At 69.0% G+C, this 22,941-nt stretch carries 15 protein-coding genes, 5 tRNA genes and 1 pseudogene; 11 read left to right on the top strand and 10 right to left on the bottom strand.

All coding sequences use genetic code 11. The features are described 5' to 3' along the window. Positions 1 to 90: 90 nt before the first annotated feature. The 7 genes and pseudogenes from OG819_RS14630 to OG819_RS14600 form a co-directional block, all read right to left on the bottom strand. Positions 91 to 269: pseudogene (locus OG819_RS14630) on the bottom strand (mobilization protein); the annotation flags it as partial. Positions 270 to 652: 383 nt separating this feature from the next. Continuing rightward, a tRNA-Lys gene (locus OG819_RS14625) sits at positions 653 to 725 on the bottom strand. A 109-nt stretch (positions 726 to 834) separates the two neighbouring features. After that, positions 835 to 2,370 carry an amino acid permease gene (locus OG819_RS14620; RefSeq protein ID WP_266626116.1) on the bottom strand — a complete coding sequence of 512 codons (1,536 nt, stop codon included), beginning with the start codon at positions 2,368 to 2,370 and terminating at the stop codon, positions 835 to 837. 58 nt (positions 2,371 to 2,428) lie between these two features. Continuing rightward, entirely contained in the window at positions 2,429 to 4,567 is a 2,139-nt protein-coding gene (locus tag OG819_RS14615) for an FG-GAP-like repeat-containing protein (protein ID WP_266649745.1), read from the bottom strand. Positions 4,568 to 4,866: 299 nt separating this feature from the next. Continuing rightward, positions 4,867 to 7,125 carry a DEAD/DEAH box helicase gene (locus OG819_RS14610; RefSeq protein WP_266649743.1) on the bottom strand — a complete coding sequence of 753 codons (2,259 nt, stop codon included), beginning with the start codon at positions 7,123 to 7,125 and terminating at the stop codon, positions 4,867 to 4,869. A 311-nt stretch (positions 7,126 to 7,436) separates the two neighbouring features. After that, entirely contained in the window at positions 7,437 to 7,958 is a 522-nt protein-coding gene (locus OG819_RS14605) for a hypothetical protein (RefSeq protein ID WP_266626122.1), read from the bottom strand. Between the two features lie 182 nt (positions 7,959 to 8,140). Further along, complete coding sequence (locus OG819_RS14600; RefSeq protein ID WP_067377126.1) at positions 8,141 to 8,491, bottom strand: metallopeptidase family protein; 351 nt, start codon at positions 8,489 to 8,491, stop codon at positions 8,141 to 8,143. A gap of 95 nt (positions 8,492 to 8,586) precedes the next feature. Between OG819_RS14600 and OG819_RS14595 the strand changes: the two genes are divergently transcribed. From OG819_RS14595 to OG819_RS14555, 9 genes are all read left to right on the top strand, one after another. Then, positions 8,587 to 10,179: a metallophosphoesterase gene (locus OG819_RS14595; RefSeq protein WP_266626127.1), complete on the top strand. Its 1,593-nt coding sequence runs from the start codon at positions 8,587 to 8,589 to the stop codon at positions 10,177 to 10,179. 80 nt (positions 10,180 to 10,259) lie between these two features. After that, a tRNA-Glu gene (locus tag OG819_RS14590) sits at positions 10,260 to 10,332 on the top strand. A gap of 47 nt (positions 10,333 to 10,379) precedes the next feature. After that, positions 10,380 to 10,454: transfer RNA gene (locus OG819_RS14585), tRNA-Asp, on the top strand. Positions 10,455 to 10,478: 24 nt separating this feature from the next. After that, a tRNA-Phe gene (locus OG819_RS14580) sits at positions 10,479 to 10,552 on the top strand. 72 nt (positions 10,553 to 10,624) lie between these two features. Further along, positions 10,625 to 12,253 (top strand): hypothetical protein, encoded by a 1,629-nt coding sequence (locus OG819_RS14575; RefSeq protein WP_266649741.1) that lies wholly within the window; start codon positions 10,625 to 10,627, stop codon positions 12,251 to 12,253. Positions 12,254 to 12,413: 160 nt separating this feature from the next. After that, entirely contained in the window at positions 12,414 to 12,758 is a 345-nt protein-coding gene (locus tag OG819_RS14570) for a hypothetical protein (RefSeq protein WP_266626131.1), read from the top strand. Positions 12,759 to 13,014: 256 nt separating this feature from the next. Further along, positions 13,015 to 16,992, top strand: a complete 3,978-nt coding sequence (hrpA, locus tag OG819_RS14565) for an ATP-dependent RNA helicase HrpA (protein ID WP_266649739.1) — start codon at positions 13,015 to 13,017, stop codon at positions 16,990 to 16,992. Positions 16,993 to 17,085: 93 nt separating this feature from the next. Further along, a tRNA-Asp gene (locus tag OG819_RS14560) sits at positions 17,086 to 17,160 on the top strand. 363 nt (positions 17,161 to 17,523) lie between these two features. After that, complete coding sequence (locus OG819_RS14555) at positions 17,524 to 17,730, top strand: DUF6274 family protein (RefSeq protein ID WP_266649737.1); 207 nt, start codon at positions 17,524 to 17,526, stop codon at positions 17,728 to 17,730. Positions 17,731 to 18,142: 412 nt separating this feature from the next. Here the strand turns inward: OG819_RS14555 and bldC are convergent, their stop codons facing one another. Together bldC and OG819_RS14545 are read right to left on the bottom strand one after the other, a co-directional pair. After that, on the bottom strand, positions 18,143 to 18,349 hold the full coding sequence (gene bldC / locus OG819_RS14550; protein ID WP_003949541.1) for a developmental transcriptional regulator BldC: 207 nt from the start codon (positions 18,347 to 18,349) through the stop codon (positions 18,143 to 18,145). A 596-nt stretch (positions 18,350 to 18,945) separates the two neighbouring features. Continuing rightward, positions 18,946 to 19,794 carry a hypothetical protein gene (locus OG819_RS14545; RefSeq protein ID WP_266649735.1) on the bottom strand — a complete coding sequence of 283 codons (849 nt, stop codon included), beginning with the start codon at positions 19,792 to 19,794 and terminating at the stop codon, positions 18,946 to 18,948. Between the two features lie 245 nt (positions 19,795 to 20,039). Between OG819_RS14545 and OG819_RS14540 the strand changes: the two genes are divergently transcribed. Continuing rightward, positions 20,040 to 21,128 carry a Glu/Leu/Phe/Val dehydrogenase dimerization domain-containing protein gene (locus OG819_RS14540; protein ID WP_266626139.1) on the top strand — a complete coding sequence of 363 codons (1,089 nt, stop codon included), beginning with the start codon at positions 20,040 to 20,042 and terminating at the stop codon, positions 21,126 to 21,128. 321 nt (positions 21,129 to 21,449) lie between these two features. Next, positions 21,450 to 21,704, top strand: a complete 255-nt coding sequence (locus tag OG819_RS14535) for a DUF3073 domain-containing protein (RefSeq protein ID WP_037615441.1) — start codon at positions 21,450 to 21,452, stop codon at positions 21,702 to 21,704. A gap of 144 nt (positions 21,705 to 21,848) precedes the next feature. Here the strand turns inward: OG819_RS14535 and purM are convergent, their stop codons facing one another. Next, positions 21,849 to 22,922 carry a phosphoribosylformylglycinamidine cyclo-ligase gene (gene purM / locus OG819_RS14530; RefSeq protein WP_266626141.1) on the bottom strand — a complete coding sequence of 358 codons (1,074 nt, stop codon included), beginning with the start codon at positions 22,920 to 22,922 and terminating at the stop codon, positions 21,849 to 21,851. Positions 22,923 to 22,941: the final 19 nt, after the last annotated feature.

Raw genomic sequence — 22,941 nt, 5'->3', positions numbered from 1 at the left:
GCTGAGTGGGTGGCGAGCCTGCGGTGGTCGAGCGTCGGCGGGCGGCTTCGGTACGACGGTTGGGCGCCGGGTTTCGGCCGGTGTGCTGGATTCGGAACGCTGGGCTCGGGCGAACGCCTTGGATGCAGCCTGCAGTTCGGCGCGCAGATTTGCGGGCGCCGTCTGTGCGGTGGCTTCGATCAGCTCGCCGAGGGCGCTGAAGTGGGCCTGGGCGTGTGTGTCGTCGGCGAGGTCGGTGTGCGGGTGTCGAGTGCGTCGGTGGCTTGGTTTCCTCGGCGCCGGCCTCGTCACCTCCGCCAAGAGAAGGAGCGCGCGGAGTGGGGCGACGCCTGGCAGGACACGGGCAAGGTCTTCACGAAGGAGGACGGTGCCCGGCTCCACCCCGAGACAGTCTCGGAGACCTTCCGCCGCATCCTCGCCACGACCGACCTGCCCCCCATCACGCTGACCTCGGACACCTGCACGAGCCTGCTCCCTGCGCTGGACCGTAGGATCACCGAGAAGGCGGCGAAGCTGATCCGCGGGCCACGGGCGCATCCGCTCACGCATCGCGCACGCAAGGTCCCGAAATCGAAACAGCGCCCGAGCCAGCCGAAGCCGACCCGAGCGCTGCGTAGCAGGTCAGAGGGGTTTTACCCTCTCCCCGCAGCCGTAGACCCTGTGGGACTCGAACCCACAACCAATGGATTAAAAGTCCACTGCTCTGCCAATTGAGCTAAGGGTCCACACGTCGGCCCGGATCGATCCCGTGCCGATGCATCCCCGAGCATAGCCGGACGAGGCCGGGACTCCGATCGGGTATCGGCGACCCGGCCACGCCAACAGCGAACAGCCCTACGGATCAACCGGTTCGGGCGCGTCCTTGCGGGCCGCCACGCGGGCGATCGTACGGGCGTGGCCGGGGTTGAGGAACCAGTGGCGGGCCGAGGCCAGCCACCAGGTCGCGGCGAAGCCCAGGACGACGAGGACCGCGACCGGGGCGTAGTTGAAGGTCTCCCAGGTGACCGGCGAGACCTGCGGCAACATGAACAGCACGGTGATCACGACGACCCAGGCGACCGAGACGACGCCGATCGCGCGCGACCAGCGGCCCAGGTGCCACGGACCCGGCTCGAAGGCCTCCCCCTTGCGCAGCCGCAGCAGCGTCGGGATGACGTACGCGATGTAGAGCCCGATCACGGCGATCGACGTCACGGCCGCGTACGCCGTCACGTTGATCAGGTACGGCAGCCCCAGCACCAGGGCGCCCAGTGCCGCCAGCCACACCGCCGCGACCGGCGTGCGCGTGCGCGGGCTCACGGTGTGCCAGACGTGCGAGAACGGCAACGCGCCGTCCCGCGAAAAGGCGTAGATCATGCGGCTGTTGGCGGTCACGGACGCCATGCCGCAGAAGAGCTGGGCGCCGATCACGACCAGGAGCAGGAGCTTGCCCGCCGTGGCTCCGAGCGCGTCGAGCAGGATCTGCGCCGGCGGCGCACCGGTCGCCGAGCCCAGCTCGTCGTCGTACGACTGGATGGCGAAGGTGAAGCCGAGGAGCAGCACGAATCCGGCTATCCACGAGGTCCAGATCGACTGCACGATGCCCTTCGGGCCCGCGGTGGACGCGTCGTGCGTCTCCTCCGTCATATGGGCGGAGGCGTCGTACCCGGTGAAGGTGTACTGCGCCATCAGCAGGCCGATCAGGACGACGTACACCCCGCTGCCCCAGCCCGTGTTGTTGACGAAGTGCGTGAACACGAAGGACGTGGACTGGTGGTGGTCCGGTACGAAGGCGAGCGCGCCCACGATCACCCCGACGCCCAGCACGTGCCACCACACGCTGATGTCGTTGAGGAGGGCGACGATCCGGACCCCGAAGGTGTTCAGCAGCCCGTGCAGGACGAGGATCCCGGCGAAGAGCAGGATCGTACGGCCCGGCGTGACGCCGAAGTCGAACTGCAGGTTCAGGTACGCGCCCAGGAAGGACGCCGCGCCGAAGTCGATGCCGGCGGTCACCGCGACCTGTCCCAGGACGTTGAACCACCCCGTGAACCAGGCCCAGGCGGCCGCGGACCGCGCCGGGGCGAGCCGGTGGGCCCAGAAGTACAGCCCCGCGGAGGTCGGATAGGCCGAACAGATCTCGGCCATCGACAGCCCCACGAACAGCGTCATCAGTCCGACCGCGACCCATCCCCAGGTGATCACGGCCGGACCGCCGGTGTTCATGCCGAACAGGTACAGCGTCAGGCAGCCCGACAGGACCGAGATGATCGTGAAGGAGACCGCATAGTTGGAGAACGCCGACATGCGGCGGGCGAGAACCTGCGTGTAGCCGAGCTGGGCAAGCCGTTCTTCGTCCGACAGCCCACTCGCCTTGGCGTCATTTGTCATGCCCCCAGCGATTCCCTCGCCGGGGGATCGACATGCGCCAACGGCGGCGTGGGATTGGCTAGAACAGACCCTTGTAGCCCTTCCAGCCGCTGCCGATCTTCACTCGTGAGCCGAACGACCCGTTCCCCTTGCCGTCCTGGCGGTAGAGATTGCCGGAGGTGTCCCGCACGACCAGGTCGTTCTTCCCGTCCCCGGTGATGTCCCCGACGCCGACGACGGAGTTGTACGAGCCTCCCCAGCCCGAGAACACCTTCACCCGCTCCTTGAGCAGACCCGTCCCCGTGCCGTTGTACCGGTACAGCGTCCCGGTCTTGTCCCGCGCCAACACATCACCGAAACCGTCACCGTTCAGGTCGCCGGCTCCGACGATCTTCGTGTAGCCGGTCCACGCCGATCGGATCTTCACGCCCGCCTTCAGCTTGCCCGCGCCGTCGTTGGCGAACAGGTAGACGTCACCGGTCGAGGCCTTGCGCGCCAGCAGGTCGACGCGACCGTCGCCGGTGAGGTCGCCGGGTGCGGTGAGCACGTTGTACGCGTTCCAGCCCGTACCGAGTGAGGTGTGGCTGCTCGCCGGGGTGTACGGGTCACCGCACTTGCCCGCGTAGCGGCGCAGTTCGCCGTTCGGCATACGGACGAGCATCTCGGCGCACCGGTCGCTGCCCATGTCGCCGAACGGGACGGCGACGGTGCCCGCGGGCCAGCCCGACCCGGAGCGCTTCCAGTCGAGGGCGCCCTTGCCTTCGGTGTAGTGCAGCGTGAGGCCGCCCGAGGAGTTGAGCGTGACCAGCTCGCCGTAGTTGTAGCCGCCCTGGTCGTGATGGCCCTGCCGGCCACCGGTGAGCGCGAACTTCCCGCTGGTCGTGTACGTGCCGGCGCCCTCGGCGGCCGTGGCTTTCAGCGTCCAGGTCTTGGGGCCGTTGGACGCGTAAGCGCCGGAGTCCGTCTTCCCGTCCCAGGCGACGTCGATCGACGTACCGCTGCCCTTGATGACACGATCGGTGCGGCCCTGGGCGTCCTTCACCGTGAAGGTCCAGTCGGCGGGTTTGTTGAGCTGCCAGAAGCTGTCCCAGGTGAGGCTGCCGCCCACGCCGACCCTGGCGTCCACCTGGTCGCCGTCCACGTCCGACTCGACCTTCGCGAGCGACTGGGTGGGCACCCCGCTCTGCACGATCCGGATCGCCTTGTCCTGGCCGACGTACGCGATGTCGCCGCCGAACTTGTCCACGGTCCAGGTCTGACGGCGCTGGTCGGCCGTGTTCCCGGCCGGGAGGTCGGCGACCGCGCGAGCGGCCTGAGCCGTTCCGGTGTGGTAGTCCGTCAGCATCAGCTTCCCGGCGCTCCGGTCGTGCTGGACGAGATAGCCGTCGCCGACCAGTGCGGGACCGGAGGGAACCGTGAGGCTCTTGTTCGCCGTACGGTCGTAGACACCCGCGGCGCCGGACGGACCGCAGTTCCAGTAGATCCAGCGGCCGACGACCTGGAGCTCCTTGAGCTTGCAGGGCGCGCCGGTGGCGACGCTCTGGACGGTCTTCTTCTGCTCCAGGTCGTACGCCGTCACGGTCCCGTTGCCCGTGCCGGGTGTCCACAGCACCGAGCCCCACACGGAGGCGGCGGTGATGGAGCGGGTGAGCCGTACGTCCTCGTAGCGGTACGGGTTCACGGCGTCGACGTACTGCTTGCCGGTGGAGGTGGCCTGGTAGACGTAGTAGCGGCCGGTGGCGTCCACGAACCGGCCGCCGGTCACCGCCGGTTCGTCGGCCGAGTCCGAGGTGCTCTCGGTCAGCCAGATCTGGGCGCGTTCCGTGCCGTGCTCGTCGACCGCGAAGTAGCCGACGTGCTGATTGCCGGTGGACCGCAGCGGTACGCAGCTCCCGGCGTCGCACGGCACCCGCTGCACATGGCTGCCGTCCGCGAAGACATCGGCGAACCCGCGGCGGGTCCGCTCCAGCACCGTGGTGCCGTCGGGTGAGATCTGACGGCCGATCACCGACTGGTAGCCGCTCGGGGTGTTCTCCACGCTGGTCAGGAAGCCGCCCGCGTAGTCGATGCCCCACACGCCGTCCGTCTGGACGGGTGTCGGCGTGGTGTCCGCGGCGGCCGGAACCGCGGCGGTCAGCGAACCGGCGCCCAAGGCTGCCAGGCCCACCACGGTGAGTGCGATCCGGCCGCGCCGGGCCGCCGAAGTGCGTGCGCGCACGCGCGTGATCAAGGGTCCCTCCCCAGGGAAACGAGAACGGCATGGCAGCGGGGGCAGATCCTCCCCGCACCCTGTGCGCAGCCGCGTCGAATCCCCCTCGGCCGTGCCCCTCCATGCAAGTGATCGGATGCTAACAGCGGCCACACGGGTGCCGGTAGTGAAAAAGAGAACGGCTGCGGGCCGGCCCCGAACACGCCGGAGGGCCCGTACGACCGGAGTCGTACGGGCCCTCAGAAGCGGATCGGCGTCAGCCGTTGCGATCAGCTGTTGCGATCAGGTGCTGCGACCAGGTGCCGCGATCAGCCGTTGCGCTTCCAGCGGGGCTTCTCGTCGCGGCGGCCGAAGGAACCCGTGCCGGTACCGCTGCCGGTGCCGGTGCCGCGGTGGTCGTCGCGACGGCCGTACGGGCGGTCGTGGCTGCCGGCGCGGAAACCGCTGGAGGGACGGTTGTCCTGACGGTCGCGGTTGAAGGGACGGTCGCTGCCACGGTGACCGCCACGGTCGTCGCGACGCTCGAACGAACGGCCGGCGGCGCCACGGTCGTTGTCGCGGCGGAAGCCGGAACCACCGCGGTCGTCACGACGCTCGAACGAACGGCCGGCGGCGCCACGGTCGTTGTCCCGACGGTCACGGTCGAAGCCGCCACGGTCGTCACGACGGTCGTTGTCGCGGCGGAAGCCGGAACCACCACGGTCATCGCGACGCTCGAACGAACGGCCACCACGGTCATCGCGACGGTCGTTGTCCCGACGGAAGCCGGAACCACCACGGTCATCGCGACGCTCGAACGAACGGCCACCACGGTCATCGCGACGGTCGTTGTCCCGACGGAAGCCGGAACCACCACGGTCATCGCGACGCTCGAACGAACGGCCACCACGGTCGTCACGACGGTCGTTGTCCCGACGGAAGCCGGAACCACCACGGTCACCGCGGTCGTTGTCGCGGCGCTCGTAGTTGCCCCGCTCGTCACGGCGCTGACGCGGCTCGTAGGACGAACGCTCGGCGGCGGGCTGCTCGGACACGGCCGGCGTCTCGGCCGGAGCCTCGGCCACCGCCTGCTCCGCCAGAGCCTCCGCGGCCGCGACGACCGCCGCCTCCGGGTCCTCGCCCCGCTCGCGCGCGGCACGGGCCACCAGACGGTCGGCCTCCCCACGCAGCTCGACCGCACGACGCTGCGCGCGCTCCAGCTCCTTGGTGAGCTGCGCCACCTCGCGCTCGGCCTGCTGCGCGGCGTCGCCCGCCGACTGGGCCTGGACCTCGGTCATCGAGCGGGCGCCGGTGATCTCGGCGACCTCGGGCTCGAAGGCCGTACCGGAGTTGATGATGTGCCGCGCGGCGTCGACGCCCGCGTCCTCCATCAGCCGGAAGATCTGACGGCGCTGGTGCGGCAGCGACAGCGACACGACGGTGCCGGAGCGTCCCGCGCGGGCCGTACGGCCGGAGCGGTGCAGGTAGTCCTTGTGGTCACCGGCCGGGTCCACGTTCAGGACGAGGTCGATGCCGTCGACGTGGATACCGCGGGCGGCAACGTCGGTCGCGACGAGCGCGTTGACGTAACCGTCCTTGAAGTCGGCCAGCGTCCGGGTCCGCGCGCCCTGGGTCATGCCGCCGTGCAGTGCGTCGGCCTTCACACCGGCGTCGCGCAGCTGCTCGGCGATACGGTCGGCGCCCAGCTGGGTGCGGACGAAGATGATCGTGCGGCCCTTGCGGGAGGCGATCGCGGCGGTGACCGGCGCCTTGTCCTTGGGCTTCACGATGAGGATGTGGTGGGACATCGTCGTGACGTTGCCCTGGGCGCTGTCGACCTCGTGCGTGACCGGGTTGGTCAGGTAGCGCTTGACCAGCGTGGAGATCTCGTTCTCCATGGTGGCTGAGAACAGCATCCGCTGGCCGCCGGCCGGGATCTGGTCGAACAGCTCGGTGACCTCGGGCAGGAAGCCCAGGTCGGACATCTGGTCGGCCTCGTCGAGAACGGCCACCTGGACGTTCTCCAGCGAGCAGGCGCCACGGTTGATGATGTCGCGCAGGCGGCCCGGGGTGGCGACGAGGACGTCGACGCCGCGCTCCAGGGCGTAGATCTGGTTGCCCATCGACGTACCGCCGCAGACGACCTTCATCTTCAGGCCGAGGACGTCGCCGTAGGGCTGCAGCGCGTCGGCGACCTGCATGGCCAGCTCACGGGTCGGCGTGAGGATGACGGCGCGCGGCTTCTTCTTCTCGGTGTGACCGCCGGCGAGCCGCGCCAGGGTCGGCAGACCGAAGGAGAGGGTCTTGCCGGAGCCGGTGCGGCCACGGCCGAGGATGTCCTTGCCGGCCAGGGCGTCCGGGATGGTCGCGGCCTGGATCGGGAACGGGGTGGTCACACCGTTCTGGGCGAGCTTGCGGACGACGCCCTCGGGGAGGCCGAGGGAGTCGAAGGTGATCTCGGGGGCGGCGTCGACGGCCTCGACCGTCTCCACGATCTCGACGGTCTCGACGACGGCCTGGATGCCCTCGTTGTTGTCGTTCTCGTTGTTCTCGGGCACGACGACGTGATCAGTACTGGAAACAGACATGCGAAATGCGAACCTTCCGGAGTTCTTCGGCACGCGCCCAAACTCCGTGAAGTCGCAATCGACCGCCTCTATGCGGTCCGGCCACGGCAAGGGAGAGTACGCGCCACACGCGGCGCTCTCTGCAATGGCGCCGGGCAAATGGGATCAAACGATCTACCACCATACGCACCCCCCGCCCCTGAAGGCAAACCGACCCCAAAAGAGCAGGTCAGGTGCGTAGGGAAGGTCTTACGTCTGATGACAGGGGGTGTAACACCTACCGGGGCCGAGCGTATTCCCCACGTCCCCGCCGACTTTCCGGCCACCCCGTTCTACGCCGGTTCGCCCGCCCGCGGCGCCGGCTCCCGCTCCACCAGCTGCGTGGTCTGCTCATGCGCCGAGGACGAGGGCTCCGCCGTGGTCGGATCGGGCGCCGACGTCACGGGCGGTGGCGGGGGAGGGGGCGGCGGAGTCGGCTCGGACGTGGGGTGTGTGGGACTCGGCACCCCGTTCGACGGCGGAGGCTGCTCCGGCTGCCCCTTGCCGTCCCCCTTGCCCGTCGCCTTGGCGGACGGCTTCGCGCCCCCGGAGGCCGACGCGGACGCGGACGCCGATCCGGAGGCCGACTCACCGGGCTTGGCGGAGGCACCGCCCTTCACGCCCGTCCCCGCGTGGATCCCGGCGCCACTCCCGCCCTCCGCGGATCCCCCGCCGGGAGCCCGCCCGCCGTGCCGCCCCGCCGAGTGCGCGGGCCCGGGCCGGCCCGCGTCGTCACCCACGCTCATACAGCCGGCGGCGGACGCGGCGACGATGACCGTGGCGGCCAGACGGACGGATACGTACAAGGCGCGCACGGGCAGCCACCTCCGGATGGGGTCTCCCCTGCTCGGCGGGGCCGAGAGCCTGGGGACGGATCGGGGAGTCCCCCTGCCCAACTCCCGCCGCCCGCAAGAGGACACGCGGGAACATGACACGCGTCCGAGCGCCAAGAAGCGTCCGTTCCCCGCCGCCCGCTCCCCCGCCCGCCCTCACCCGCTCACCCGTAGCCGAGCGCATGCAACCGTTCGTCATCGATCCCGAAGTGATGAGCGATCTCGTGCACCACGGTGACCTCGGTCTCCGCGACCACGTCCTCCCGCGTCTCGCACATCCGAAGGGTCGGCCCCCGGTAGATCGTGATCCGATCCGGCAGCACCCCCGCGTACCACTCCCCGCGGTCGGTCAGGGGAGTTCCCTCGTAGAGCCCGAGCAGCTCGGGATCGGCAGGGTCGGGCTCGTCCTCGACGAACACCGCCACGTTGTCCATCAGCCGCGTCAGCTCCGGCGGAATCCGGTCCAGCGCCTCGGCGACCAGTTCCTCGAACTCCTCGCGCGTCATCTCCAGCACACGGCCATTGTCCGGCACGACCGCCTCGCAGGAGAGTCGACGACAACCCCGTACGACCCCGCATACCCGCCGCCACACTTGGGCATACGGGACCAATGGCCCGCGTCCCCGCTGCCGTCACCACCGCCATGTCCGCCGTCACCACCACCCTGACCCGCAAACGCCACAACCTCCCCTCCGGCCGCTTCCGCCGCACCCCCCGCTTCCGCCCCGTCACCGAGGAACTCGTCCAGGAGCCGAACCCGTACGCCCGGGCGCTCGGCCTGATGGCGGTCGTCCTCCTCGGTGCCTGGCTGGGCCTGCTGATCGTGGGCAATGTCCGTGTCCCGGTCGGCCCCATGAACACCACGATGACCCTGCGCCCCTCGGCCACCGGCGGCACCAAGATCAACGTCTCCCCGCTCGGCGCCTTGGAGCTCAACAGCCACGTCGCACCGGTCCGCCTCGACGTGAACGTCGACCAGCTCGACCCGGTCCGCGCACAGGCCCTGGTCGACCACCCCGAGCGGCTCTCGGGACTGCAGGACGAGGTCGCGCACGACGTCGAGCACGGCACGCTCGACCTGGCCGTACGGTCCTGCGTCGCGGTCGTGTCGGGCGCCACGGCCCTCGGCCTCGCGGTCTACCGCCGCCCGCGCCGCGCCCTGGCCGCCGGTGGCCTGGCCCTCACTCTGCTCACCGCCTCCGGCGCGACGGCCTTCGCCACCTGGAACCCGAACTCGGTCCTGGAACCGAGGTTCTCCGGACTGCTCTCCTCCGCCCCCTCCCTCGTCGGCAACGCCCGCAACATCGTCAGCGAATTCAACGTCTACCAGGAGGAGTTGGCACGCCTGGTGACGAACGTGACAAAGCTCTACGACGTCACGTCCACGCTCCCGACGTACGAGCCGGACCCGTCCACGATCCGGGTCCTGCACGTCTCCGACATCCACCTCAACCCCGCGGGCTGGAAGATCATCGCGTCGCTGGTGAAGCAGTACTCGATCAATGTGATCGTCGACTCCGGCGACACCATGGACCACGGAACGTCGGCCGAGAACGGCTTCCTGGACCCCATCCCCGACCTGGGCGCGCCCTACGTCTGGGTGCGCGGCAACCACGACAGCCTCGTCACCCAGCGCTACCTGGAACGCATGAAGAACGTGCACGTCCTGGACGACGGCCGCGCGATCACGGTCGCGGGCCTGCGCTTCGCCGGCATCGGCGACCCCCAGTTCACCCCCGACCGGTCGGTCGTCCCGGGCGGCGACGCGGCGGAGGATCTGGCCGGCGCCCGCCTGGCCTCCGCCCTTCGCGACCAGCGCACGGCGGGCACCCCCGTCGACATCGCCATCGCCCACGAGCCGTCGGCGGCACGCGGGACGGACGGCGAGGTGCCCCTCGTCCTGGCCGGTCACCTCCACCACGAACAGATGGAGGTCATGAAGTACGGAACCCGCCTGCGCGTCGAGGGCTCGACGGGCGGCAGCGGGCTGCGCGCGATCGAGGGCAAGTACCCCGACCCCATCGAGGCCTCGGTCCTCTACGTCGACCGCGGCACCCGCCGCCTCCAGGCCTGGGACGAGATCAGACTGGGCGGCCTGGGCCTGACGACGGCCGAGGTCAGCCGCCACCTCCCGAAGGAGAACCGACCAGGCGCGCCCCAGTCGTCCACCCCTTCCCCGACCCCCTCCACGAGCACCCCGTAAACCGTTTTGGCGATACCTCCCGCCATCCCATATGCTTCTCACGTCCCCGACGCGCTGAGAAGCGCCCAGGCGGGCCGATAGCCCTCATCGTCTAGCGGCCTAGGACGCCGCCCTTTCAAGGCGGTAGCACGGGTTCGAATCCCGTTGGGGGCACGCAACACCGTGTGCGACACTGTTTTACGCGTCGCACGCAACAGCTTGGTCCTGTGGAGCAGTTTGGAGTGCTCGCCACCCTGTCAAGGTGGAGGCCGCGGGTTCAAATCCCGTCAGGACCGCTGAGGTTTCCCAGGAAACCTCGTGGCTGGGTAGCTCAGTTGGTACGAGCGATCGCCTGAAAAGCGATAGGTCGCCGGTTCGACCCCGGCCCCAGCCACAAGAACGAAAACCCCCTCCGAATCGAATCGGAGGGGGTTTTCGTCGCTCACAGAGAGCCTGAGGGGGGTTCTTGAGACACATCGCCAGAGGAGTGGTGACGGCCGGTGCCGTCCTGGCCGCCACACTCGCGATACCCGGCACGGCCCACGCCGCGGGACCGAACGTCAAGAATGCGTACAGCGACCAGGCCGACTGGTCGGTCCTCGACGTCCGCCTCAACTACAGCGGCTCGATCGACAAGATCACCGCCAAGCTCCGCCCGGTCGGCGACAGCGGGTCGGACGCACCCGTGGCCACGATCACCGACTTCACGCACACGTACGACTACAGCTCGTGGGACGGCACCTGGTCCTCCCAGCCCATCCATCTGGACTCCCTGGGCGACTACACGGTCGACATCGAGGCCACGGACTCCTCGGGCGAGACCACCGTCCAGCAGAACGCCGGCACTCTGCACTACCAGAAGCAGCCCGTCATCACCGGTTACTCGGTCACGCCGACCGAACCGGACATCGAGCACAAGACGGTCACGGCCGCCGGTGACATGGTCGTCCGCGACCCCAGCACCCGCGAGACGGTGCCGCTGCCCGGCGCCACCGTGGACCTCACCTTCGACCAGAACGTCGACGCGACCGCCGTCACGGACGACGCCGGCCACTTCTCCGCCTCCCATGAGACGACGGCGGGCGGCTGGACCTTCGCCGAGTACAACGGCGACCTGGGCTTCGCCGCCAGTCCCTGGGTCGATGTCCGGCCGAAGGCCGCGCCGACCCGGTTCGTCCTCGACAAGAGCAGCTTCCACGTCACCGCGAACGACAAGTTCAACGTCACCGGAACGCTCCAGTACCAGAGCGGCACGGAGTGGAAGCCGCTGTCCGGCGTCCCGCTGCAGATGGACTACAAGGACTGCACCACCTGCAACCCCGTCCAGTCGACCACCGACGCGAACGGACGCTTCTCCTTCACGAAGTACGCGTACGGCAGCAAGAACGTCTTCAAGGTGGCCTTCCAGCCGTACCCGTTCAACCCCTTCATCCAGCGCACCGCGTCCGCCGACGTCACCGTGGCGGTCACCGCGACGACGAAGTTCACCGAGTTCACGGCGCGACTGGACGAGTACGCACAGCTGGACGTCACCGGCATCGCCGACCTGGTCGGACGGGACACCAACGACAAGATCGCCGTCGACATCCAGTACTCGCGCGACGGCAGGACCGGCTGGAGCACCAAGAAGACGGTGCAGACCACCAACGGCTCGCAGTTCATCGTCGAGAAGCTGCCGGGCTACACGGACGGCTACTGGCGGCTGCACTACGCGGGCTCCACCACCAAGGACATCAAGGGCGGCGTCAGCGGCAGCCTGCGCAGGAACCGCGCCCTCACCCGGATCAAGGACGCCAACGCGTCTCCCGAGCCCGTCGCCAAGGGCCGGACGATCACCGTCAAGGGCGTGCTCCAGGAGCGCAAGGCCGGCACCACCGCCTGGAAGGCGTACGGCGCCAAGAAGGTGCAGATCCTCTTCCGGCCCAAGGGCAAGAAGACCTGGTACCTGATGTCCACCGTCACCACGAAATCGAACGGATCCTTCAGCAAGGGCTTCAAGGCCCAGCAGGACGGCACCTGGGTACCCGTCTTCCTGTATCCCGACAGCAAGCACTTCGTGGGCGACGGCACGGAGGACTACGTCGACGTGCGATGACATCCGCGCGGACAGCTGAGGAGGGGCGGACCCGAAAGGGTTCGCCCCTTTCTTCGCGCCGGGACGGGCGCGACCGGTGACGGGCGGCTCGCTTGGCACCGGCGCTCGGCCGCCGCTATGTTCTGCCCGGTCCAGCAGGTTTCTTCGGGGCGGGGAAGACATGAGCCGGAACGTGGCCAGAGTGATTCGGGACACCGAATTGGAGAAGGACCGGGCCCGGTACGGGCTGTTGGCCGTGGTCGTCAGCATTCTCGCGATCTCGGGCGTCGCGATCTTCGGCGTCTGGCGGCTCGACGGCGACAAGGCCGTGATCGTCGGCGTGCTCACCGCCGCGTTCACCGCGGTGAGCAGCATGACCACCGCCTACCTGGGCATCAAGGCCGTCTCCAACACCGCCCAGTCCATGGCCCAGGGCGCCCCCCGTCGCACCCCGGCACCCCCCGAGACACCAACACAGCCGACCGAGCCCCCGACCCCCACACCTCCGGCCCCCCGCGCCCCCTGACCCGCCACCACAGACCGCTCGCCCCACTCACCCGCAGTCGCCGTACGACGCGCGAGGGGCCGTGGCGGTGCGTCGCAAGCCCGTCGCTTACGTTCGGATCGAGCAGCGGCTCCCTTGCCCGGCCCACGTCTGATCCAGCGGCCATGGGCTCGACGTACCGGCACGGCCCCGACCCACCACCGCCACCAGGCGCCCCACGGGTCCCCGGATAAAGCACTCGCCAGTAATTTCGGCGAGGTGAGATCCTGGACGCCGTATGTCTACGCACCCTGCCCCCGCCCTCGGCGATCTCGCCCCCCGCCTGGCCGAGCTGTCCCTGCGCGACGCGCACCGGCTCGGCCGCAGGCTCGAGGGCGCGCGCCGGATCCGCAAGCCCGAGGCCCGGACCGCCGTACTCGCCGAGATCGAGGCGGAGGTCACCAAGGCCGAGGCCCGCATGGCCGAGCGCCGCGCCCGCGTGCCCGCCGTCACGTATCCCGAGCAGCTGCCCGTCAGCCAGAAGAAGGACGTGATCGCGGAAGCCATCCGTGACCATCAGGTGGTGATCGTCGCCGGTGAGACCGGGTCCGGCAAGACCACCCAGATCCCGAAGATCTGCATGGAGCTGGGCCGTGGCGTCCGCGGCATGATCGGGCACACCCAGCCCCGTCGTATCGCCGCCCGTACGGTCGCGGAGCGGGTCGCGGACGAGCTGGACACACCGCTCGGCGAGGCCGTCGGCTGGAAGGTCCGCTTCACCGATCAGGTCAACCCGGACGCCACCTTCGTCAAGCTCATGACGGACGGCATCCTGCTCGCGGAGATCCAGACGGACCGCGAACTGCGCGCCTACGACACGATCATCATCGACGAGGCCCACGAGCGGTCCCTCAACATCGACTTCCTGCTCGGCTACCTCGCCCAGCTGCTCCCCAAGCGCCCGGACCTGAAGGTCGTCATCACCTCGGCCACGATCGACCCGGAGCGCTTCTCCCGCCACTTCGGCGACGCCCCGATCGTCGAGGTCAGCGGGCGGACGTATCCAGTAGAGGTCCGCTACCGCCCGCTCCTCGAAGAGGACGGCGACGACGCCGACCGCGACCAGATCACCGCGATCACGGACGCGGTCGAGGAACTGCAGGCCGAGGGCAAGGGCGACATCCTGGTCTTCCTCTCCGGCGAACGCGAGATCCGCGACACGGCGGACGCGCTCACCAAGAAGCAGTACCGCTTCACCGAGGTGCTCCCCCTCTACGCCCGTCTCTCCCACGCAGAGCAGCACCGCGTCTTCCAGCCCCACACCGGCCGCAGGATCGTTCTGGCGACCAACGTCGCCGAGACCTCGCTCACCGTTCCGGGCATCAAGTACGTCATCGACCCGGGTAACGCCCGTATCTCCAGATACAGCCATCGCACAAAGGTCCAGCGCCTCCCCATCGAGCCGGTCTCGCAGGCCAGCGCCAACCAGCGCAAGGGCCGCTGCGGCCGTACGTCGGACGGCATCTGCATCCGCCTGTACTCCGAGGACGACTTCAACGCCCGCCCGGAGTTCACGGACGCGGAGATCCTCCGTACGAACCTGGCGAGCGTCATACTCCAGATGACGGCGGCCGGCCTCGGCGACATCGAGAAGTTCCCCTTCATCGACCCGCCGGACCACCGCAACATCCGCGACGGCGTCCAACTGCTCCAGGAACTGGGCGCGCTGGACCCGAGCGAGAAGGACGTACGCAAGCGGCTCACACAGACCGGCCGCAAGCTCGCCCAGCTCCCCGTGGACCCCCGGCTGGCCCGTATGGTCCTGGAGGCCGACAAGAACGGCTGTGCGCGCGAGGTCATGGTGATCGCGGCCGCGCTCTCCATCCAGGACCCGCGCGAGCGCCCCGCCGACAAGCAGACGCAGGCGGACCAGCAGCACGCCCGCTTCAAGGACGAGACGAGCGACTTCCTCGCCTTCCTCAACCTCTGGCGTTACGTCCGCGAACAACAGAAGGAACGGGGCTCGTCGGCCTTCCGCCGTATGTGCAAGCAGGAGTACCTGAACTTCCTGCGCATCCGCGAGTGGCAGGACATCTACACCCAGCTGCGCACGGTCGCCAAGCAGATGGGGATCCACCTCAACGAGGACGACGCGGCGGACCAGAGCGTCCATGTCTCCCTGCTCGCCGGTCTGCTCTCGCACGTCGGCATGAAGGACGTGAAGGAGACCGGGGGCGAGAGCGGGAGGAGCACGGGCAAGAACGAGTACCTGGGTGCCCGCAACGCCAAGTTCGCGGTCTTCCCGGGCTCGGCCCTCTTCAAGAAGCCCCCGCGTTTCGTGATGTCGGCCGAGCTGGTGGAGACCTCCCGGCTCTGGGCCCGGGTGAACGCCAGGATCGAACCCGAGTGGATCGAACCCCTGGCGGAACACCTCCTCAAGCGCACGTACAGCGAACCGCACTGGGAGAAGGACCAGGCGGCCGTGATGGCGTACGAGAAGGTCACTCTCTACGGCGTCCCGATCGTCGCCCAACGCAAGGTCAACTACGGTCGTATCGACCCCGAGACGAGTCGTGACCTCTTCATCCGCAACGCCCTCGTGGAGGGCGACTGGCGCACGCACCACAAGTTCTTCGCCGACAACCGCAAGCTCCTGACCGAGGTCGAGGAGCTGGAGCACCGTGCCCGCCGCCGGGACATCCTGGTCGACGACGAGACGCTGTTCGACTTCTACGACCAGCGGGTGCCGGCCCATGTCGTGTCCGGCGCGCACTTCGACTCGTGGTGGAAGCACAAGCACCATGACGAGCCGGAGCTCCTCGACTTCGAGCGCTCGATGCTCATCAACGAGCGAGCCGGTGACGTCAGCAAGGACGACTACCCCGACTCATGGCGTCAGGGCCGCCTGAAGTTCCGGGTGACCTACCAGTTCGAGCCGGGCGCGGACGCCGACGGCGTCACGGTCCACATCCCGCTCCAGGTCCTGAACCAGGTGACGGACGACGGCTTCGACTGGCAGATCCCGGGCCTGCGCGAAGAGGTGGTCACCGAACTCATCCGCTCCCTCCCCAAGCCCATCCGCCGCAACTACGTCCCCGCCCCGAACTTCGCGAAGCGGTTCCTCGACCAGGCCGTGCCCCTTCAGGAGCCGCTGGCGACGACCCTCGCCCGCGAGCTCAAGCGGATGGTCGGCGTGCCGGTCACGGCCGACGACTTCGACTGGTCCCGCGTCCCCGACCACCTGAAGATCACCTTCCGGATCGTCGACGAGCGGCGGCGCAAGCTGGCCGAGGACAAGGACCTCTCGACCCTCCAGCTCCAGCTGAAGCCGAAGGCACGCAAGGCGCTCTCGCAGGCCGCGGCGGCCACGGCGGAGCGCGAGGGCGGCGAGTCCCTGGAACGTACGGGCCTCACGGACTGGACGATCGACACGCTGACGCGTGTCTTCGAGACGCGCCGGGCCGGCCAGCCGGTGAAGGCGTATCTGGCCCTGGTCGACGACGGACCGACGGCGAACACCGTCTCCGTACGCCTCTTCGACACGGAGGCCGAGCAGGCGCAGGCGATGTGGAAGGGCACCCGGCGGCTGATCCTGCGCAACATCCCGGTGAACCCCGCGAAGTTCGCCTCGGACAAGCTCACGAACGCCCAGAAACTCGCTCTCTCCGCCAACCCGCACGGCTCCGTGCAGGCCCTGTTCGACGACTGCGCGATGGCGGCGGCGGACAAGCTGATCGGCGACTTCGGGGGCCCGGCGTGGGACGAGGAGTCGTACCGCAAGCTGTACGACAAGGTGCGCGCCGAGATCGTCGACACGACGGTCCGGACGGTGGGTCAGGTGCAGCAGGTCCTCGCCGCCTGGCAGGCCTGTGAGCGCCGTCTGAAGGCCACCGGCAGCCCCACCCTCCTGACCAACCTCACGGACGTACGGACGCAGCTGAACGCCCTGGTGAAGCCCGGCTTCGTCACGGCGACCGGGCTGCGCCGGCTCCCGGACCTGATGCGCTATCTGGTCGCCGCCGACCGCCGCCTGCAGCAGATGCCGACCGGCGTCCAGCGGGACACCACCCGCATGGAGAAGGTCCACGAGATGCAGGACGAGTACGCGTGGCTCCTGGAACAGATGCCGCAGGGCCGTCCGGTCCCGCAGCAGGTCCTGGACATCCGCTGGATGATCGAGGAGCTCCGGGTCAGCTATTTCGCCCACGCGCTCGGCACGGCGTACCCCGTCTCCGACAAGCGCATCGTGAAGGCGATCGACGCGGCCGTGCCGTAACGAGGCCTGCACGGTGGGTGAGTTCGACCCCGGGCCCACCCTCCTGTACAGTCTGTTCTCGCAGCGCAACGCAAGAAAGCGACTGCGAAACCTGGTCCTGTGGAGCAGTTTGGAGTGCTCGCCACCCTGTCAAGGTGGAGGCCGCGGGTTCAAATCCCGTCAGGACCGCAGTAGATACGAGAGCCCGGGTCTTCGGACCCGGGCTCTCGTGCGTACGCACCTCGGACACCCCGCACACCCGGCCTCCCGGAACCGTCCGCACGCCCGGAATCCCGGCACACGTCCGTCCAGGCCCTCAGCGTGGACACACAGGCCCCGGGGCCTCATGCGCCCCTCAAAGCCTCTTCACGCCCCTCGCGCCACTTCACGCGCCCACGCGCCCCCACGCCCGCATGACCGCCCCTTCAAGGCCCTCCCTCGCCCAGGCCGGACGTCGCCCCCGCCCGGCCGGCGGAGCCCCCCGCATCTTGACGCCGTCACATTCCACGGGTACCCCGGAATCCAGGGCACTCGACCTCCTGGAGGTGGTCCATGGCGGCGTCCGCACGGCACGAGACGCGCGCTCTGCTCCGCGCCCATCTGTCGGCCGCCTCCGGGTACCGCCATCTGACGCGGCACTGCCCGATCTGCCACCAGCTCCTGAGACTGGCCATGGAGCCCTCCGCACACGGCGAGGAGGACGAGGCGGCGGCCGAGGGCGAAACTCCCTTCGAGGCGCACCCGCCCCAACTCCTTTAGCGCAGACGCGTCTCAGGCAACAAGGAGTCTGGCGTGTGACGGGTGTCACCGCATAAGTTTTCAGAACCACGGAACTTACACCCCACCTACAACTGGTCAATTTAATATGTGCAATTGCACCAGTCTCCGAGGGCCCCCACAGGAGATCCGACACCCCTCCCCAGACTCCGACAAGGCCGCTCACAGACCCACCGCGCAGCCCGCTCCCGCGACCTCTCGGCACCTGAGCAGGGCATAAAAAAAATCGCGCTGGACCCGGCGGAGTCCAGCGCGATCGACGACGCACCCTTGTCGCATGTGTAACTGGGTCGGGCGTGAGCCCTGTTGGGGCAGGACCCGCGTCGCTTGGAGCTGTGGTTCGGGCGTCTTGACAGGTTGGGGGACCTACCGAATTGCCCGGTTATGCGATTTTTCAGGCCTCGCTGCGCTGCTGCGGGATACCCGCGAGTAGCGCGCGGACCTCAGCCTCGCGGTAGCGGCGGTGCCCGCCGAGCGTGCGGATGGACGTGAGCTTGCCGGCCTTCGCCCACCGCGTGACCGTCTTGGGGTCGACGCGGAACATCGTGGCGACCTCAGCCGGGGTCAGCAGCGGCTCGGCATCAGGGGTGCGAGCGGTCATGAGCGGCCTCCTCGGGAGAACCGAACCTTCTCGGTTCTTTCCTCTAAATTCTGCACCTTGACCCGCGTTGCCCGAAATGGCGGACGCGAGTCGAGTCGGTTATAGGACGAACGGCTTGTCCTCGGCACTACAACTACACCATCCGTCCAGCCGCGTCGGCCAAACCGATGGAATTGCCCTCCCAGGTGTTCATCAGCGACGGAAGCCGATGGACCATGCCATAGCGGACAGTCACGCCGCTGTGACGATCAGTCACAGGGCGATCAGGAGTCATCAGACCCCCCATAGCGTGCAATGCGGAGATTCCGCCCAAACATGGACGGATAGAGCCCTCCCCCGGGCTCCTTGTCCTATTTTGGCACGAGGAGGGGCAAGCGATGCAAGAGCCAGGTAAGTGCCATCCGTCACGCTTGGCACACCGTCGCCGCAAAAGACCGGATCGGGACCTACGTCCCGCCCTACGGGTTCTTCACCCGTAGTGAGGGTTCTTCAGCGTGCGAGGACCATACGTCAGTTCGTCGAACACCAGTGAGAAGCACATCACACTTCTCATGCGGCAAGCCCACCCCGGCCGTCCCGAGGCACTCGGACGCCCCTCAGTTGGCCGAGCGCCGGTCCCGGACCGAGCGCCAGCGCTCCACGAGCCGCCCGTACGCCTCCCCCGCCGCCGCCCCGTCCCCCTGACGCAGCGCCTCGATGCCCTCGGCGACATCGGCCGCCGAGTGGTCGTCCTCGAGGTGCCCGGTCGGAAGGACGTGCACGAGGCCGCCGTAGTCCAGCTCGACCAGCGAGCGCGGATGGAACTCCTCCAGCCAGCGCCCCACGTCCACCAGGCCGTCGATGAGGGGACCCTCGTCCAGGGTGTCCCGCAGGGTCTTCAGCGCACGTGCGGTCCGTCGCCGCGCCTGCACCATCGGCGTCCGGTAGCGGAGCACCGGCGCGGCCCCGTCGCCGGCCGCCCCCTTCTCGTACCGGCGCTCCTCGTCGGTGACGAGTACGAACCAGTTCAGCGGCACCTGCCAGGTCGAGGTGCGGATCCACGGGCGGGCGTCGGGGTTGCGGGCGAGCCAGCGCTCGTAGTCCAGGGCCGCCTGGCGGCGTACGAGCGGCGGCAGGACCGCGTCCAGGACGGACGCGGGCAGTTCGTCGGCCAGCTCCTCCAGCGCCTGCCAGCCGCGCAGCCGGGTGCGCCAGGGACAGACGCAGAGCACCCCGTCGACACTCAGGACGAACGCGTCCCCGCTCTCGTGCACCGGCACGGGGATCGGCGGGGTGGGCAGCAGATCGGCCAGGGAGCGGCGCAGCTCGTCCTGGTACGACGGGCGCACGGCGCGCCGCGCGTAGCGCGCCCAGTGGCCGCGCTCCGGCTCCGGAAAGGCGGCCAGCGGTTCGTACACGCGCAGATAGCACGCGTACGGGACGATCACCGAGGACACCTTGGGCACCCCTGCTCCCTCCCCAACGGACCGGACCCGAAACCCGGGCGGGATCCCGGGCGGGCGGCATGCGGGCGACCGGGAAATCACTGCAAATCGTCCCACGACCGTGCGGAAACGTACTCCGGGTGGAGGTGATCCTGAACACTGCGCGGATGGCGACCGGGCACAGGCTCTAATCTCATGCCCACGGAAGCCCGCCATCCGCACGGGCACCGTCCACAACCGCCGCAACTTACCTGGGAGTCACCACCGTGACCGACGTAACCGACGGCGTCCTGCACACCCTGTTCCATTCGGACCAGGGGGGTCATGAGCAAGTCGTGCTCTGCCAGGACCGGGCCAGCGGCCTGAAAGCCGTCATCGCCATCCACTCCACCGCTCTGGGCCCCGCCCTGGGTGGAACGCGTTTCTACCCGTACGCGAGCGAGGAGGAGGCCGTCGCCGACGCGCTGAACCTCTCGCGCGGGATGTCGTACAAGAACGCCATGGCCGGTCTCGACCACGGCGGCGGCAAGGCCGTGATCATCGGCGACCCCGAGCAGATCAAGAGCGAGGCCCTGCTCCTCGCCTACGGCCGGTTCGTGGCCTCGCTCGGCGGGCGTTACGTCACCGCGTGCGACGTCGGCACGTATGTCGCCGACATGGACGTCGTGGCGCGGGAGTGCCGCTGGACGACGGGCCGCTCGCCCGAGAACGGCGGCGCCGGCGACTCCTCGGTCCTGACCGCCTACGGCGTCTTCCAGGGCATGCGGGCCAGCGCCCAGCACCTGTGGGGCGACCCGACGCTGCGCGGCCGCAAGGTCGGCATCGCGGGCGTCGGCAAGGTGGGCCACCACCTCGTGGACCATCTGCGCGAGGACGGCGCCGAGGTCGTGATCACGGACGTGCGCGACGAGTCCGTACAGCGGATTCTGGACAAGCACCCGACGGGCGTCACGGCGGTCGCGGACACCGAGGCGCTGATCCGCACCGAAGGTCTGGACATCTACGCCCCCTGCGCGCTCGGCGGGGCGCTGAACGACACGTCCGTGCCGGTGCTCACCGCGAGGATCGTGTGCGGCGCCGCCAACAACCAGCTGGCGCACCCGGGCGTCGAGAAGGACCTCGCGGACCGCGGGATCCTCTACGCGCCCGACTACGTGGTGAACGCGGGCGGTGTCATCCAGGTCGCCGACGAACTGCACGGCTTCGACTTCGCCCGGTGCAAGGCGAAGGCCACGAAGATCTTCGACACCACGCTGGCCATATTCGCACGTGCGAAGGAGGACGGGATTCCGCCGGCTGCCGCGGCCGACCGGATCGCCGAGCAGCGGATGGCGGAGGCGCGCCGCCGCGGATAGCGGAGCCCTCCGTTCCGGCGCATTCCGCGCGTGTCTCGACCCTTGTCAGGGACCCGCCGAGGGGACACTTGGAGAGAACTCTCACTCCCGTCGGCGGGTCGTCCGCCAAGAAGAGGTTAAAATCGCGGTTGACCAGCGGGGACAGGGCACCTCGCAGGTTCTGGGCCAAGGCGCGTCCTGCGGGCGACGTACCGTATGGGCGCGGGCTCAGGTACCGTGGAAGCCCTACGGACCGGTCTCTCCACGGAGAGTCCGTTCCAGATCATGAACGCGTGTCAAGACTCTGGGGCCACCGAGCCCCGTATCCGAGGGGGTCGAGCCATGGGGCGCGGCCGGGCAAAGGCCAAGCAGACGAAGGTCGCCCGCCAGCTGAAGTACAGCAGCGGCGGGACTGACCTCTCGCGTCTGGCCAATGAGCTGGGCGCTTCGACTTCGAGCCAGCCGCCGAATGGCGAGCCGTTCGAGGACGACGACGAGGAAGACGACCCGTACGCCCAGTACGCGGATCTCTACAACGACGACGATGAGGACGAGGACGACCAGTCCGGTCCGCAGTCTCAACGTCGCGGCGCTTGACGCACCAGCGTCCCTCGCACTTTCCGCGATCTCTCGTGGTAGTAGCGGTGAGCAGATCTCTGTTGGCGGATTTCTCGTAGCAACCGCACTTCACCCGGTCCGGGGCCTCAGCGCCGGACCGGGTTTCGTGCTGCTCCGAGGGCCTCAGCTCGCGTAGTCGCCGATGAGGGCCGCGCCCGTCGCGTGCTCGCCGCGCTCGGTGATCTCACCGGCGATCCAGGCGTCCACACCGCGGTCCGCGAGGGTGGCCAGCGCCACGTCCGCCGATTCCTCGGGGACGATCGCGATCATGCCCACGCCCATGTTCAGCGTCTTCTCCAGCTCCAGACGCTCGACGTCGCCGGCCTTGCCGACGAGGTCGAAGACCGGGGCCGGGGTCCAGGTCTCACGGTCGACGATCGCGTGCAGCCCGTCCGGGATCACCCGGGCCAGGTTGGCCGCGAGCCCGCCGCCGGTGATGTGGCTGAAGGCGTGCACCTCGGTGATCTTCGTCAGCGCCAGGCAGTCCAGCGAGTAGATCTTGGTGGGCTCCAGGAGCTCCTCGCCGAGGGTGCGGCCGAACTCCTCGACGTGCTGGTCCAGGCTGAGGTTCGCCCGGTCGAAGAGGACATGCCGGACGAGCGAGTACCCGTTCGAGTGAAGACCGGAGGCCGCCATGGCGATCACCGCGTCACCCGTACGGATACGATCCGGGCCGAGCAGCTGGTCGGCCTCTACCACGCCCGTACCGGCGCCCGCGACGTCGAAGTCGTCCGGACCGAGCAGGCCCGGGTGCTCGGCCGTCTCGCCGCCCACCAGGGCGCAGCCCGCGAGCACACAGCCCTCGGCGATGCCCTTCACGATGGCCGCCACGCGCTCCGGGTGGACCTTGCCGACGCAGATGTAGTCGGTCATGAAGAGCGGCTCGGCGCCGCACACCACGATGTCGTCCATGACCATCGCGACCAGGTCGTGGCCGATGGTGTCGTACACGCCGAGCTGCCGTGCGAGGTCGACCTTGGTTCCCACCCCGTCCGTGGCGGAGGCGAGCAGCGGACGCTGGTAGCGCTTGAGGGCGGAGGCGTCGAAGAGGCCGGCGAAGCCGCCGAGGCCGCCGAGGACCTCGGGGCGCTGCGTCTTCTTCACCCACTCCTTCATCAGCTCTACGGCGCGGTCGCCCGCTTCGATGTCGACGCCGGCAGCCGCGTAGGAAGCACCGGAAGCAGTGGTCTCAGACATTGCCTGGGATCTTTCGGGT

The organism is Streptomyces sp. NBC_01549, from assembly GCF_026339955.1.
In the GTDB taxonomy this organism is placed as follows: Bacteria; Actinomycetota; Actinomycetes; order Streptomycetales; family Streptomycetaceae; genus Streptomyces.
The sequence above is the reverse complement of the archived record's forward strand: the minus strand, read 5'-3'. Positions and strand labels throughout refer to the sequence as shown.